Origin of the sequence: Enterococcus sp. DIV1307a (assembly GCF_050537425.1) — a bacterium.
GTDB lineage: Bacteria > Bacillota > Bacilli > Lactobacillales > Enterococcaceae > Enterococcus > Enterococcus faecalis.
Map to the genome: position 1 here is coordinate 1,820,760 of NZ_CP172914.1, position 12,615 is coordinate 1,833,374.

The window sequence follows — 12,615 nt, forward strand, 5'->3', positions numbered from 1 at the left end:
AATGCCATTTTAAACAACATTTCTATTTTATCGATAAACGCCTAGCTTTTCAATAGTAGACCCCTTTTTATAAAGAAAAATTTAACTGATTTCGCTATATTAAAAAATCTTGTCCAATTTTTAGGAGATTATGCTACAATAATGGAGGTCTTGCATTTTTTGCACGGAAACTATTTTTGAGAGAAGGGAAATTATGGTTCTTTTTATTATTTACGTATTTCTGTCTTCTGCTGGTCTGGTCTTATTTAAACTAGGTTCTAGCAGTTTGAACATCCAACTCCAACAAACAATCTTTTCAATGAATATCTCACTTATATCTTTATTAGGTTTATTTTGTTATTTAATTAGTTTTATTTTATGGATGTTAATTATTAGTCGTTCCGATGTTTCTTACATTGTTCCTTTAGGCGTTGCCTGTACAAACATCGCTATTTTAATTGCTTCAAATCTTATTCTAAAAGAGACAATTACAACGAATGCCCTTATTGGTGCTGTGGTTATTATTGTCGGCATTGTGATTATGAATCTTAAATAAAAAAGATCGCTATTCATTGAGCTGACCCTTAAAAATTAGACTTTCAGGTCCAACTTTTAAGGGTCACTACACATTAGCGATCTTTTTTATTTTCTTCAGATTTCATGATAGATAATTCTTGCAATAATGTTTTAATGCGATTTTCGTGTTTTGAAATCAACACAGAATTTTTAATTTCCATGATTAACAGGACAATCACCGCAACTGATAATAAGAAGTTTGATGTTGTTTCAAACCCAAAGGCCATTGCTAACCATTCTGCCACATGCGGGAAAATAGCAAAAATAATTAAGACAATTGAGATTAATAACCAAATCAAAGCATTTTTTAGGAGAAAAATATTTTTATTAATCCCTCGAATAATGTATAAGAAAAAGCCAATTGCAAATAAAAATAAAGCTAACCATAACACGGTTGGTAGCATTAATCTCCCTCCTTCATAAAGGCAGCAATCAGAATTGCTGAGCCGACTTCCAGCATATACTTCACAGAAGCCAATGCACGAATCGAAGAAACACCACCAAGCCGTTCCATCATATTGACAGGTCTTTCAACAATCACAAAACGTTTTTTAATTAAGTGAACAATCGATTCTGGCTCAGGATAATTTGTCGGATAACGCTTTGCAAAAAAAGCAATCACTTTCCGATTTCCTGCTCGATAACCAGAAGTCACATCATAAATTGTTTTACCAGAAGCCATTCGAATACAAAATGATAACAAACGAATACCAAAACGGCGCATTTTCGTACTTTGAAAAGCCGCTTCGTTTCCAGGAATGAAACGAGAGCCAATCGAAAAATCACATTTACCCTCTGCTAATGGTTCCAGTAGAATAGGTAAACTATTGATATCATGTTGACCATCACCATCAAACTGAACCGCAACATCATACTCATTTTCTAAGGCATATTTATAGCCGGTCTGTACCGCCCCGCCAATACCTAAATTCAACACTAAATGAATGGCATTAATTTGGTTGGCTTCTAAAATTTGTTTGGTTCCATCTGTCGAGCCATCATTAATTACCACATAATCCAATTCATGTTGAAAATGCGTAACTTCCTGTTTAAATGTTTCAATGGAAGCAATCGTCCGCAAAATGTTTTCTTCCTCATTGTAAGCAGGAATGATTAAAAGTACCTTCATAAAGAGAAACACCTTTCCACTTTTTCTCTAACAAAACCCCTCACTTACACAAAACAATTTATTGTTGAACATTTTCTAACATTTGTGCTAAGGCTTCTTGCCAAGTAGGAATTTTAAAGCCTAACGCTTCTGTTTTACTTAAATCCATGACAGAATATTGTGGTCTTTGCGCCTTTTGTGGAAATTGAGTTGAATCCACTGGCAGTACTTCCACTTCAGTATCTTTTAAAATTTCTTTAGCAAACTGATACCAGCTACAGCTGTTTTCATTAGACAAATGATAAACACCAAATGGCGCTTTTTCTGCAATAACAAATGCCATAAATTCGGCTAACGTTCTTGTCCAAGTTGGGCGGCCAAACTGATCGTCCACTACCGTTAGTTGGTCTCTTGTTTCCGCTAATTTTTGCATGGTAAAGACAAAGTTATGACCGTATTGGCCAAATACCCATGATGTTCGAATAATATAATAGTCGTCCAGGATTTCTTGTACCGCTTGTTCACCTAATAACTTCGTCCGACCATACTCATTTAAAGGATTCGGTTGATCATCAATCGCATAGACGCCTTCTTTTTTAGTTCCATCAAAAATATAATCTGTACTTACATAAACAAGTGTCGCCCCCACTGCTTTAGCAGCTTCTGCAACATGACGTGTGCCATCTACATTCACTTTTTCATCTAATTCCTTGCCTTCGTCTTCTGCTTTATCAACAGCTGTATAAGCAGCACAATGATAAATGACGCTTGGTTGAATTTCTTTCACTTTTGCCAACGTACTATCCGCATCAGTAATATCTAATTCTGTGGAATCCGTTGAAACATACTCAATTCCTTGTTCATCTAATAGGTGACGTAATTCTGTGCCCAATTGGCCATTTCCACCAGTAATTAAAATCATTTTTTTCGCTCCTTCTTGAAAAAAAGGCAGGGCAAAGTAGCTTTTGTACTTTGCCATCGCCTTTCGACTGTTATCTCACATGTCAGAAAAATTACTGACCATTTTGTGCATATTTTGCTTCAACAGCTTCTTTATCTGCACGCCACCAGTCTTCATTTTCTGTATACCACTTGATTGTTTCTGCCAAGCCTTCACGGAAATTCGTGAATTCTGGTTCCCAACCTAATTCTTCGCGTAATCTGGTTGAGTCAATCGCATAACGTAAGTCATGTCCTGCACGATCGTTGACATGCTCATAGGCATCAACAGGTTGTCCCATTAATTCTAAAATTAATTCCATCACTGTTTTATTGTCTTCTTCACCATCGGCTCCGATTAAGTATGTTTCGCCAATTTGCCCTTTTGTTAAAATTGCCCAAACAGCCGAAGAATGGTCGTTTGTATGAATCCAGTCACGAACATTTTTACCAGCACCATAAAGTTTTGGTGTAATGCCACTTAAGACATTGGTAATTTGACGAGGAATAAATTTTTCAATATGTTGATATGGCCCATAGTTATTTGAACAATTTGAAATTGTTGCTTGTAAGTTGAAAGAACGAACCCACGCTTTGACTAACAAGTCAGATCCTGCTTTTGTTGAAGAATAAGGACTTGAAGGATTGTAAGGCGTTTCGGCAGTGAATTTTTCCCCTTCGCCTTCTCCATGTCCTGGTAAATCTTCTCTTAAAGGTAAATCGCCATAAACTTCATCAGTCGATACATGGTGGTAACGAACATTGTTTTTACGGCAAGCTTCGATCAATGTGTACGTCCCAATCAGATTGGTTTGTACAAATGGGAATGGGTCGTTTAATGAGTTGTCGTTATGCGATTCAGCAGCATAGTGAACGACCGCATCTGTTTCAGCGACTAAACGATTAACTAATTCAGCATCAGCGATATCTCCTACGACTAATTCCACGCGATCACTTGGTAGACTTTCAAGATTTTTTTCATTTCCTGCATACGTTAATTTATCTAATACAGTTACATGAACTTCTGGATGATTCTTTACAACATAATGAACAAAATTTGAGCCGATAAAACCAGCTCCACCTGTTACGATGATTTTTTTCATAATTGAAACTCTCCTACTTTTTTCTTAAATTTCGCCATAGATAAACGGATTTTCCGCTTCAAATTCTTTTAAGGTTGGATGTTTTTGATCCTTTTCTGACGTAATCGCTTTTTCTGGCGCAATTGGCCAATCAATAGCTAACGCTGGATCGTTAAAAGCAATACCGCCGTCTGCTGCCGCATTGTAGTAATTGTCACATTTGTACATAAAGTTCACGTTCGGTGTCAAAGTGACAAAACCATGAGCAAAACCTTTTGGTACTAAAAGCTGACGGTGATTATGTTCTGATAAAATGTAGCCTTCCCATTGGCCATAGGTTGGACTCCCTTTACGAATATCAACAATCACATCTAATACCGCACCTGTTACAACGCGAATTAGTTTTGTTTGCGCAGCTTCGCCTTTTTGAAAATGCAATCCACGCAAGACACCTGCTTCTGTTGATAATGAATGATTATCTTGGACAAAATCAAAGTCTAATCCATGTTCTGCAAATTTAGCTTTGGAATAACTTTCTGTAAAAAAGCCACGATGATCACCGAAAACATCCATTTCGATAATTTTGACATCTTGTAATTTTGTATCAATAACTTTCACGTTTCTTCGCTCCTATTCTGCTGCTAAACGTAGCAAGTATTGGCCGTAGCCATTTTTCTTCAATGGTTGTGCCAATTCTACCAATTGTTCTTTTGTAATATAGCCCATTCGATAAGCAATTTCTTCCAAACAAGCGACTTTTAAATTTTGACGTTTTTCAATTGTTTCAATAAATGTTGACGCTTCTAATAAGGATTCGTGTGTGCCTGTATCTAACCAAGCAAAGCCACGGCCCATTACCTCAACAGAAAGTTTATTTTTTTCAAGGTAGACTTTATTAACGTCTGTTATTTCTAATTCCCCACGTTCTGACGGTTTGATCCCTTTTGCAATTTCAACCACTTCATTGTCGTAAAAATACAAACCTGTCACTGCGTAATTTGACTTCGGTTGTGCTGGTTTTTCTTCAATAGAAAGCGCCCGCATCTCTTCATCAAATTCTACCACGCCGAAACGCTCTGGATCATTTACATGGTAACCAAAGACTGTTGCCCCTGACTCTTTAGAAGCCGCTCGTTGCAACATTTTTGATAAGCCGCCACCATAATAAATATTGTCCCCTAAAACTAAGCAGACACTGTCATCACCAATAAATTCTTCACCAATAATAAATGCTTGCGCCAAACCATCTGGGCTTTCTTGTACCGCGTATTCGATATGAATGCCTAAATCATGGCCATCGCCGAATAAGCTTTCAAAACGTGGTGTATCTTCTGGTGTAGAGATAATCAAAATTTCATTAATTCCCGCCAACATTAACGTTGACATTGGGTAATAAATCATTGGTTTGTCGTAAATTGGCATTAATTGTTTTGATGTTGCTTTTGTTAACGGATATAAGCGTGTCCCGCTTCCGCCTGCTAAAATAATTCCTTTCATGAACAATCTCCTTAAATACTTCTATTTTTAGTTTCTATAAAACCAAATATCCTTCCCTATTATCGCATTAAGCATAGGGTTTGTCATGTTTTTTACGTAAATTTTACAAATCTGTAAAAGTTTAGCGTTGTTCCTTTAAACGCTGATGTAAAGCTTTTAATAAATTCACACGCCAATTTAATTTTTGTTGGAAACTTGTTTTGGTAATAATAGGGCTGACATTCGCTCCATGTCTTCGGTAAAGCACTAATGGTTCTTTAATGAGACCCGTTTGCTTCTTCCGTGCAGCTAATAAGCCAATCCACATATCATGCATAGGAACTTCTGGCGGAATGGGTAAAATGACATTTTTCATCTCTTGACGAAAGGCCATACCTGCCCCAATATAGCCACTTTTTATCGCATTTCGCCAAAACCCTGGTTTGACTTTTCGGAACTTAAAATAAGAGGGATTGGTAACTTGTAAATCCGCATCAACAATTTTCAAGTCACTAATAACCACTTGAATGTCAGGGTGCGCTTCAAAATATTCTGTCACCGTCGTTACTTTATTTGGCAACCAAACATCATCTTGATCTGCTAAAAATATTACTTCGCCTTTCGTATGCGTAAGCGCAAATGCAAAATTAGCAATCACTCCTTGCCCTGGACCTTGTAACAATTGAATTTGGGGATAATTCGCTGCATACGTTCTCAAAATTTCCAACGTATGATCAGTAGAACCATCATCTGAAATAATTAGTTCATCTTCTTCACTGACTTGTAAAAGAATACTATCTAATTGTTCCGCGAGATATTTTTCTCCATTATATGTCGCAATACAAACTGAGATCATAGATTATCCTTTCATTAACTTGAGAAATTCTGCCAATGTTTGCCGCCAAATTTGGCGATTTTTGACAGTTAAAAATTGCTTACTACTGCGTAAAAATAAATGGCGTCGATGATGGGAAAACTTTTCTTGATCATATCGACGATAAAATAACGTTTCTGCTTCAATAATAGAGCGATAACGTTGAGGACTCATTGTACGATAATCTAAAACAGACAATTCTTGTTTTAGGTGGATTGGTAAGACTTCAATCTTTTTATTGGCTTGATTCAATTGATAAAAGAACCAATGATCTAAATAGTCCAAAGGAAATTCTTCCGAAAATCCTTCCAACCAGCGCAGTGTTTCTGCCGTAATGACTGTACCAGAATTGATAGCCATCAACGGTTGGTTGGCTATCCCTGCTGTTGGCTTTGCTCCTTTAAGTCCAACATATTGATCACTATATACTGGCGAAATTTGTTGTCCATTTGCTTCTACAATTGGAACATAGACTGCCACAGTCGGATCTAACGGCATGATGATCAACGTATCAAAATAAGAAGCTGGTACTTCTGTGTCTTGATCAAGGAGCAACAATAATTCACATTGATTCGTTTGACTAAAAGCAATCGCTTCATTATAAGCGGTCGCTAGGCCTGGATTATCAGGATTATGTCGATAAGTAACATTTTGTTGTAAAAATAATGCATCTTCTTGAGGAAGTGGGCTGTTGTCATAAATAAATAAGTGCAATTCGGGATGATTTACCACTTCTTTTAATAACAAATAATTCGGCGTATCAGCCATTTTCATTTGATATAAGACGATGACTACCGCTAATCTTTGACTCATTAAAAGAACCTCCAGCCCCATTTGTTAAAAAATTTCCCCATTGATTGCATAAAGATTTTAAACAATTTTCGACTTTTATGGGCGCCCTTTTCATACATGTGAACAACCGTTTCAAAAGGCGTATAGAGAATCCGATAGCCTGCTTTGCCAAAGCGTAAACATAAATCGTTGTCTTCAAAGTACATGAAGAAACGTTCATCGAACCCACCAATTTCAACGAATTTTTCACGATCAATCAACATAAAACAGCCTGAGCCCATTTTAATATCCGTTGTTTCTGTATCCGACAAATCGCGACATTCATAAATACTCAAACGTTTATCAAAAATTTTCTTTACAAATTGAAAGGGAATAAAACGTAACATATAATCGAAAACATCTAATTTTTGACGAACTAAATATTGCGTCGTGCCATCTTCATTTAGCACTTTAGGGCTAACGACTGCAATGTTCTTATCTATTTTGATACGGTCTAATAGACGATCAAGCACGTCTTTAGTAACCAAAACATCGGGATTAAAAATAATTGCATACTTTGTCGAAGCATTGAATAACACTTGATTATGACCATGACCAAACCCTTGATTTTCTTCAGCGCGATGGATAGTAATAAATGGTTCATATGTTGTTAATTTTTCAAGATACGCTGTTTCAGAATGATTGTCATAGATATGAATATCATAGATACTATTAGTACCTAGTTCGGCTTTTAATTGGTCTAATACATTAAAAATGTAACGACTATTATAAGTGACAATCGAGATTGTTACCATTTCTTGCATGCTCATTTCTCCTTACTACTGAAACATCGTCTTAAAAAAAAAGCATATGTTTCACACATATACTTTTTTAAGTTTAATGGAATTATATCATAGGTTCACGCTCTCGCAAAGCAACCTAAAGATTTCTTTACTTTCTCTTAGAATGCTTGCCAAGTCGCTTTTTCATTTGCTCCTGACGATATTCACGATTCCCTAAAATCCGTAACAAATACATCAACGGTTGATGCCCTTCGCCAACTAGACCGATTAATTCAATAAATAATTCTAAGCCAATTAAACAAAAGACAATTAATAAAATTGATGCTACTGTACTTGAATAGCTGAACAATAAAGAAACAAAGGAAAAAACTAACGCTAACGCATAAATAGTCATGACCGCCCCTTTATGGGTAAAACCTAAAGATAACAAGCGGTGATGCAAATGCATTTTATCTGCTGAGGAAATGGGCTTCTTGTTCAATAGCCGTCGAATAATTGCATAAACCGTATCCGTAATTGGCACACCTAAAATCACCATTGGCGTAATTACCGTAATAAACGTGGCATTTTTTAAGCCCTGTAACGACATTACCGCAATCATAAACCCGAGGAATAACGCCCCAGTATCTCCTAGAAATATTTTAGCTGGATAAAAATTGTATGGGAAAAATCCCGCAATGCTCGCAACTAAAATAAAAATAACAATTGGAATATAGACCGTTTTAGCATGTAGGAAAAAATACCCTGTAATACCAATCGTGGTTAATCCAATAATGGATACGCCTGATGCTAAACCATCCAAACCATCAATTAAATTTACTGCATTTGTAATCGCTAAAATCCACAATAAAGTTAGTGGTAAACTAAACCAGCGCAAATCAATCATTCCAACGACTGGCAACGTCACAAAATCTATCCGAATTCCAGCAACAAAATAAATAACTAATGCTGCTAACAAAATACCGATTGTTTTTTTCATTGGAGTAATCTCTTTAATATCATCAATGAGGCCTGTCAAAACAACCATTCCACCAGCCAAAATAATCGGCCAAATATAATCTTGTGGGATAATCGAACGAAAAATCAATAAACATGAACTAGCAAAAGCAATGTAGATTGCAAGTCCTCCTGCTGTAGGCATATTTTTGGTATTGATTCGTCGCTCTCCTGGTGCATCGTAGGCGCCAATCCGAAACGCTAGAAGCTTAACAAGTGGTGTTAATAGCAAAGATAAGATAAATGTCATAAATAAACGTATTAAAACTTCATAAATAAATAGTGACATAGTCGAACCCACTTTCTTCTCGTTCAGGGTATATTATACCGTAAACTGAAGCATTTACAAGCTGAAACATGTGTTCTGGCAACGGTTTAGACTTTTTTAAAGAAATCTATTTATTTTTCTTTTTAAACCATCTAAACAAGCGTTGTTCAAAACTTGGTTGTTTCTTTTCTTTATCTCCAGATAAGTATTCATCGACGACAGCGTTGACAATTGCTCCTAAAATAATAATCGTGGCAGCAAAATTCAGCCATAACATCAAGATGATAAAACTCCCGATGATTTGATAACTTGCGATTCTAGAACTAAAATATTTTACGTACAAACCAAAAATTTGTGATAATAGCATCCAACCGACTGTCGAAAAAATAGCCCCTGGCAAAATAGAACGTAACGATAATTTCCGATTAGGAACGACCGCATAAATCAAACACATAATCACTAATAAAACAACGGTCGTTAACGGCCATTTTAACGCTTGGAAAGTATCGATCACAGACGTTGAGTAATGGAAAATTGGTTGCAGTAATTCAATAATGTACTGACCCAGACCTAAAATTACTACTACACCAACAATCGCTACCATAAATAACAAAATAACTAAAAATGAGACCACTCTTACGAGAATAAAATTTTTCCTTTGTTCGACACCAAAAGCTTTATTCATCGCGTTTTGTAGTGCATTAATACTTTGACTGGCACTCCAAAATGCTGCTAAAGCGGAAACAGAAAGCAACCCGCCTGAACGTTGAGTCAGTAGTGAACGAATCGCTGGTTCTAAGTTCTTATAAACATCTTTCGGAATCGCCTCTGCAATATAAGGCAACACAGAATTAGGGTCGATTCTTAAATAAGGTAAGACATTACCTACCGCAATCAGTAATGGAAACAGCGAGAGTAATAAATAATAGGCAACAACCACTGAGCTGTTGCCTATTTCGGCTGTGACCATGTGACTTTGCGTTGTCTCAATAAAACGCATCAAAGATTGATTCTTTTTGATGTTGTCGAGAAACTTCATCACACACTCTCCTTATTAATAAGTCAATTCTTCGCCTTGTGACGTTAAGATTCTTGGACCTTCTTTCGTAATCGCTAATGAATGTTCATATTGACAGCTTAGACCGCCATCTTCAGTATAAGCAGTCCAACCATTTGGGTCCATTTTCATGCGCCAAGTTCCTGTGTTAACCATTGGCTCAATGGTAATAACCATTCCCTCTTTTAAACGTAGTCCTTTACCTGCTTCACCATAGTGAGGAATCATTGGACTTTCATGAATAGTTGGGCCAATGCCATGACCTACAAAGTCGCGAACAACCCCGTAGCCTTCCCCTTCTACATACGTTTGAATTGCATGACCAATGTCGCCAATTCTATTTCCTACTTGTGCTTGTTCAATCCCAAGATATAGCGCTTTTTTGGTTACTTCCATCAAGCGATCAATTTCAGGTGTTGATTCACCCACGACATAAGACCAGCATGAATCAGAGATTGCGCCCTTTAAGTCGACACACATATCTACTTTGATCAGGTCGCCATCTTTTAATACTTTTTTACGAGGAAATCCGTGGCAGATTTCGTCGTTGATACTACAACAAGTAGCATATTTGTAGCCTTCATAGCCAATTTGAGCCGCCACGCCACCATGACTTTCAATAAAGTCTCTCACAAATACTTCAATATCCCAGCTTGTAATGCCAGGTTTAATAAACGTCCGTAAATGACGGTGAACATCCGCTAATAATTCCCCTGATTCATCCATCATTTCAATTTCTCGTGGTGATTTTAATGTAATCATACTATCTCTCCTAAACTTGTTTCATTCAAATTATTTTATCACATTTTTTGCAAAAAAGATTGTTCAAACACCAATTTTCAAAAAGTCCCTTAATAAAAGCACTCGCTAGTCTTTTATAAGAAATGCGCATCTGCTATAATAAGTGACAGAATTGTATGAGGGGGAAGAAAGTTTATGACGTTAGCTAAAATTGTGTATGCAAGCATGACTGGGAATACAGAAGAAATTGCCGACATTGTTGCAGAAGCATTTGAAGATTTAGAATTAGAGGTCGAAATTGATGAGTGTACGCAAGTCGATGCCGCTGATTTTGAAGAGGCCGATATCTGTGTAGTAGCTACATATACGTATGGCGATGGCGATTTACCTGATGAAATTGTCGACTTTTATGAAGACTTACAAGAAATTGATTTATCAGGAAAAATCTTCGGCGTTTGTGGTTCAGGAGACACGTTTTATGATGATTTTTGTAAATCGGTGGACGACTTCGAAGCAGTCTTTACTCAAATTGGGGCAAAAAAAGGCGCCGACAGCGTTAAAGTTGATCTAGCCGCTGAAGAAGACGACATCCAACGTTTAGAAGAATTTGCGAAAAAATTAGCAACTGCCGCAGAATAACTACGTTGAAATAAATAAAATAAACACCAGAGAAAAATGGCTAGTTCCCATTTTTCTCTGGTGTTTTGATATTCCTAATTTAAAAATAAAATACTGTAATTTAAAGCAGCCGCAAAAGTAACCCAAAGAATATAAGGAATCATCAACCAGCCACGCGTTATTAATTTATAACGCAAGTAGTCCCACTGTTGAACTATTAATAATAGCCATAACAATGAGATATCAATCACAGATAATAAATTATTTTGTAAAGAAAAAAAGAAAAATGTCCAGAAAAAGTTTGCAATAAATTGTAAAATAAATAGCATAATCATCCGTTTTTTCTGTTGTTTATTTGGATGAACTAAGATGAAATAAAAAGTAATGCCCATAAAAATATACAACACCAACCACACTGGTCCAAATAACCAGCCTGGCGGAGCAAAACTTGGTAATCTCAACGCTTGATAATATTCTCTCGCATTTACTGAAAATAAGCCCGACAAGAGCCCTAGTCCGGTAATTCCTACAATACTTATCCATAAACGCTTATCTTTCACTCGGTTCATGTTTTTTGCCCCTTTCTATTTCTCTTCTTTACTGTAGCATGGTTGCGAATAATCTACCATTAATACACTTAACAAAAAAAGACCGTTCTTTTAAGAAACAGTCTTTTGCTGTAACCTCACAGAAGTTATCAGCATGAGGTTACACTTTTTTTAATTTTTATAGGTCAATATCAATTGGTTCATCTCGTTCAAGAATTGCTTCAATACTATCTTTCATTAAATGAATGATTTGTTCTTCTGAAGGATGGATAATTCCAGAAGTCATCAATGCAGCCACACCAGTAGCGACCACCCATGTTCCCATGTGTAAAGAGTCAATTTGAACATCGTTTAAATTAGCATACTCAGGATCAGCTTTTACCGCTTCAGTAAAATAGTGATAAGAGAATTCTTGCATTTTTTTGCCGCCACCATATTCTTCTAAATAAAGCGCACGGTATAACTTACTTTCACTTGTCGCAAAATGAATATAGTTTAAAGCCAAATCAACAATTGTATTTCCGGTATGTTTTACTGGAAAGACTTCTTTCGCTAAGTATTTATGAATTTTTTGGAATAAAGCATCGCGTAAATCATCCATGTTTTTAAATTCCAAATAAATCGGTTGGGTGGAACATTTCATTTTATTAGCAATATTACGTGCAGTGAACTTCGAAAATCCTTCAGTGGCGACTACTTCATAGGCAGCTGTTAAAATCTGCTCTTTCGTAATGGTTTTTTTTCTTGCCATAATTCCCTATCCCCTTTATTCATTCATA

The 12,615-nt window shown here is 36.4% G+C and carries 16 protein-coding genes; 2 read left to right on the forward strand and 14 right to left on the reverse strand.

Going from position 1 to position 12,615, the window contains the following annotated elements; translation table 11 throughout:
- Positions 1-193 precede the first annotated feature (193 nt).
- The gene (locus tag IGL90_RS08855) at positions 194-535 is read left to right on the forward strand and encodes an EamA family transporter (RefSeq protein ID WP_002356899.1); all 342 of its coding nucleotides are present in this window, start codon (positions 194-196) and stop codon (positions 533-535) included.
- 73 nt (positions 536-608) lie between these two features.
- Here IGL90_RS08855 and IGL90_RS08860 read toward each other — a convergent pair whose 3' ends face one another.
- From IGL90_RS08860 to map, 12 genes are all read right to left on the reverse strand, one after another.
- On the reverse strand, positions 609-959 hold the full coding sequence (locus IGL90_RS08860; RefSeq protein WP_010777816.1) for a DUF2304 domain-containing protein: 351 nt from the start codon (positions 957-959) through the stop codon (positions 609-611).
- On the reverse strand, positions 959-1,684 hold the full coding sequence (locus tag IGL90_RS08865) for a glycosyltransferase family 2 protein (protein WP_002366952.1): 726 nt from the start codon (positions 1,682-1,684) through the stop codon (positions 959-961). Before IGL90_RS08865 ends, IGL90_RS08860 begins: the two co-directional genes overlap by 1 nt.
- Before the next feature lie 58 nt (positions 1,685-1,742).
- Positions 1,743-2,585: a dTDP-4-dehydrorhamnose reductase gene (gene rfbD, locus IGL90_RS08870; RefSeq protein ID WP_002356895.1), complete on the reverse strand. Its 843-nt coding sequence runs from the start codon at positions 2,583-2,585 to the stop codon at positions 1,743-1,745.
- Between the two features lie 91 nt (positions 2,586-2,676).
- Positions 2,677-3,705 carry a dTDP-glucose 4,6-dehydratase gene (gene rfbB / locus IGL90_RS08875; protein ID WP_048737659.1) on the reverse strand — a complete coding sequence of 343 codons (1,029 nt, stop codon included), beginning with the start codon at positions 3,703-3,705 and terminating at the stop codon, positions 2,677-2,679.
- A 24-nt stretch (positions 3,706-3,729) separates the two neighbouring features.
- On the reverse strand, positions 3,730-4,302 hold the full coding sequence (rfbC, locus tag IGL90_RS08880; protein ID WP_002356893.1) for a dTDP-4-dehydrorhamnose 3,5-epimerase: 573 nt from the start codon (positions 4,300-4,302) through the stop codon (positions 3,730-3,732).
- A gap of 12 nt (positions 4,303-4,314) precedes the next feature.
- Entirely contained in the window at positions 4,315-5,181 is an 867-nt protein-coding gene (rfbA, locus tag IGL90_RS08885; RefSeq protein WP_002364387.1) for a glucose-1-phosphate thymidylyltransferase RfbA, read from the reverse strand.
- Positions 5,182-5,302: 121 nt separating this feature from the next.
- Positions 5,303-6,016 carry a glycosyltransferase family 2 protein gene (locus IGL90_RS08890; RefSeq protein ID WP_002384299.1) on the reverse strand — a complete coding sequence of 238 codons (714 nt, stop codon included), beginning with the start codon at positions 6,014-6,016 and terminating at the stop codon, positions 5,303-5,305.
- Between the two features lie 3 nt (positions 6,017-6,019).
- The gene (locus IGL90_RS08895) at positions 6,020-6,847 is read right to left on the reverse strand and encodes a glycosyltransferase (protein WP_002376950.1); all 828 of its coding nucleotides are present in this window, start codon (positions 6,845-6,847) and stop codon (positions 6,020-6,022) included.
- A complete protein-coding gene (locus IGL90_RS08900) occupies positions 6,847-7,635 on the reverse strand; it encodes a glycosyltransferase family 2 protein (protein ID WP_002419750.1) in 789 nt (262 codons plus the stop codon). Before IGL90_RS08900 ends, IGL90_RS08895 begins: the two co-directional genes overlap by 1 nt.
- Before the next feature lie 121 nt (positions 7,636-7,756).
- Positions 7,757-8,893, reverse strand: a complete 1,137-nt coding sequence (locus IGL90_RS08905; protein ID WP_002366956.1) for an MraY family glycosyltransferase — start codon at positions 8,891-8,893, stop codon at positions 7,757-7,759.
- A gap of 106 nt (positions 8,894-8,999) precedes the next feature.
- Positions 9,000-9,911 (reverse strand): YihY/virulence factor BrkB family protein, encoded by a 912-nt coding sequence (locus IGL90_RS08910; protein WP_002384297.1) that lies wholly within the window; start codon positions 9,909-9,911, stop codon positions 9,000-9,002.
- A 15-nt stretch (positions 9,912-9,926) separates the two neighbouring features.
- Positions 9,927-10,691 carry a type I methionyl aminopeptidase gene (gene map, locus IGL90_RS08915; protein WP_002356886.1) on the reverse strand — a complete coding sequence of 255 codons (765 nt, stop codon included), beginning with the start codon at positions 10,689-10,691 and terminating at the stop codon, positions 9,927-9,929.
- A 174-nt stretch (positions 10,692-10,865) separates the two neighbouring features.
- Between map and IGL90_RS08920 the strand changes: the two genes are divergently transcribed.
- A complete protein-coding gene (locus tag IGL90_RS08920; protein ID WP_002356885.1) occupies positions 10,866-11,309 on the forward strand; it encodes a flavodoxin in 444 nt (147 codons plus the stop codon).
- A 74-nt stretch (positions 11,310-11,383) separates the two neighbouring features.
- On the opposite strand, the gene IGL90_RS08925 is transcribed toward IGL90_RS08920, so the two are convergent.
- Positions 11,384-11,857, reverse strand: a complete 474-nt coding sequence (locus IGL90_RS08925) for a TspO/MBR family protein (RefSeq protein ID WP_010777817.1) — start codon at positions 11,855-11,857, stop codon at positions 11,384-11,386.
- A gap of 157 nt (positions 11,858-12,014) precedes the next feature.
- Positions 12,015-12,587 carry a TetR/AcrR family transcriptional regulator gene (locus IGL90_RS08930; protein ID WP_002356883.1) on the reverse strand — a complete coding sequence of 191 codons (573 nt, stop codon included), beginning with the start codon at positions 12,585-12,587 and terminating at the stop codon, positions 12,015-12,017.
- Between the last annotated feature and the right edge of the window lie 28 nt (positions 12,588-12,615).

What these genes read in the sequence shown, in the direction of transcription:
- IGL90_RS08855 (WP_002356899.1), top strand. Translation starts at nt 194, where the DNA reads ATGGTTCTTTTTATTATTTACGTATTTCTGTCTTCTGCTGGTCTGGTC.
- IGL90_RS08860 (WP_010777816.1), bottom strand. Translation starts at nt 959, where the DNA reads ATGCTACCAACCGTGTTATGGTTAGCTTTATTTTTATTTGCAATTGGC.
- IGL90_RS08865 (WP_002366952.1), bottom strand. Translation starts at nt 1,684, where the DNA reads ATGAAGGTACTTTTAATCATTCCTGCTTACAATGAGGAAGAAAACATT.
- rfbD (WP_002356895.1), bottom strand. Translation starts at nt 2,585, where the DNA reads ATGATTTTAATTACTGGTGGAAATGGCCAATTGGGCACAGAATTACGT.
- rfbB (WP_048737659.1), bottom strand. Translation starts at nt 3,705, where the DNA reads ATGAAAAAAATCATCGTAACAGGTGGAGCTGGTTTTATCGGCTCAAAT.
- rfbA (WP_002364387.1), bottom strand. Translation starts at nt 5,181, where the DNA reads ATGAAAGGAATTATTTTAGCAGGCGGAAGCGGGACACGCTTATATCCG.
- IGL90_RS08890 (WP_002384299.1), bottom strand. Translation starts at nt 6,016, where the DNA reads ATGATCTCAGTTTGTATTGCGACATATAATGGAGAAAAATATCTCGCG.
- IGL90_RS08895 (WP_002376950.1), bottom strand. Translation starts at nt 6,847, where the DNA reads ATGAGTCAAAGATTAGCGGTAGTCATCGTCTTATATCAAATGAAAATG.
- IGL90_RS08900 (WP_002419750.1), bottom strand. Translation starts at nt 7,635, where the DNA reads ATGAGCATGCAAGAAATGGTAACAATCTCGATTGTCACTTATAATAGT.
- IGL90_RS08905 (WP_002366956.1), bottom strand. Translation starts at nt 8,893, where the DNA reads ATGTCACTATTTATTTATGAAGTTTTAATACGTTTATTTATGACATTT.
- IGL90_RS08910 (WP_002384297.1), bottom strand. Translation starts at nt 9,911, where the DNA reads ATGAAGTTTCTCGACAACATCAAAAAGAATCAATCTTTGATGCGTTTT.
- map (WP_002356886.1), bottom strand. Translation starts at nt 10,691, where the DNA reads ATGATTACATTAAAATCACCACGAGAAATTGAAATGATGGATGAATCA.
- IGL90_RS08920 (WP_002356885.1), top strand. Translation starts at nt 10,866, where the DNA reads ATGACGTTAGCTAAAATTGTGTATGCAAGCATGACTGGGAATACAGAA.
- IGL90_RS08925 (WP_010777817.1), bottom strand. Translation starts at nt 11,857, where the DNA reads ATGAACCGAGTGAAAGATAAGCGTTTATGGATAAGTATTGTAGGAATT.
- IGL90_RS08930 (WP_002356883.1), bottom strand. Translation starts at nt 12,587, where the DNA reads ATGGCAAGAAAAAAAACCATTACGAAAGAGCAGATTTTAACAGCTGCC.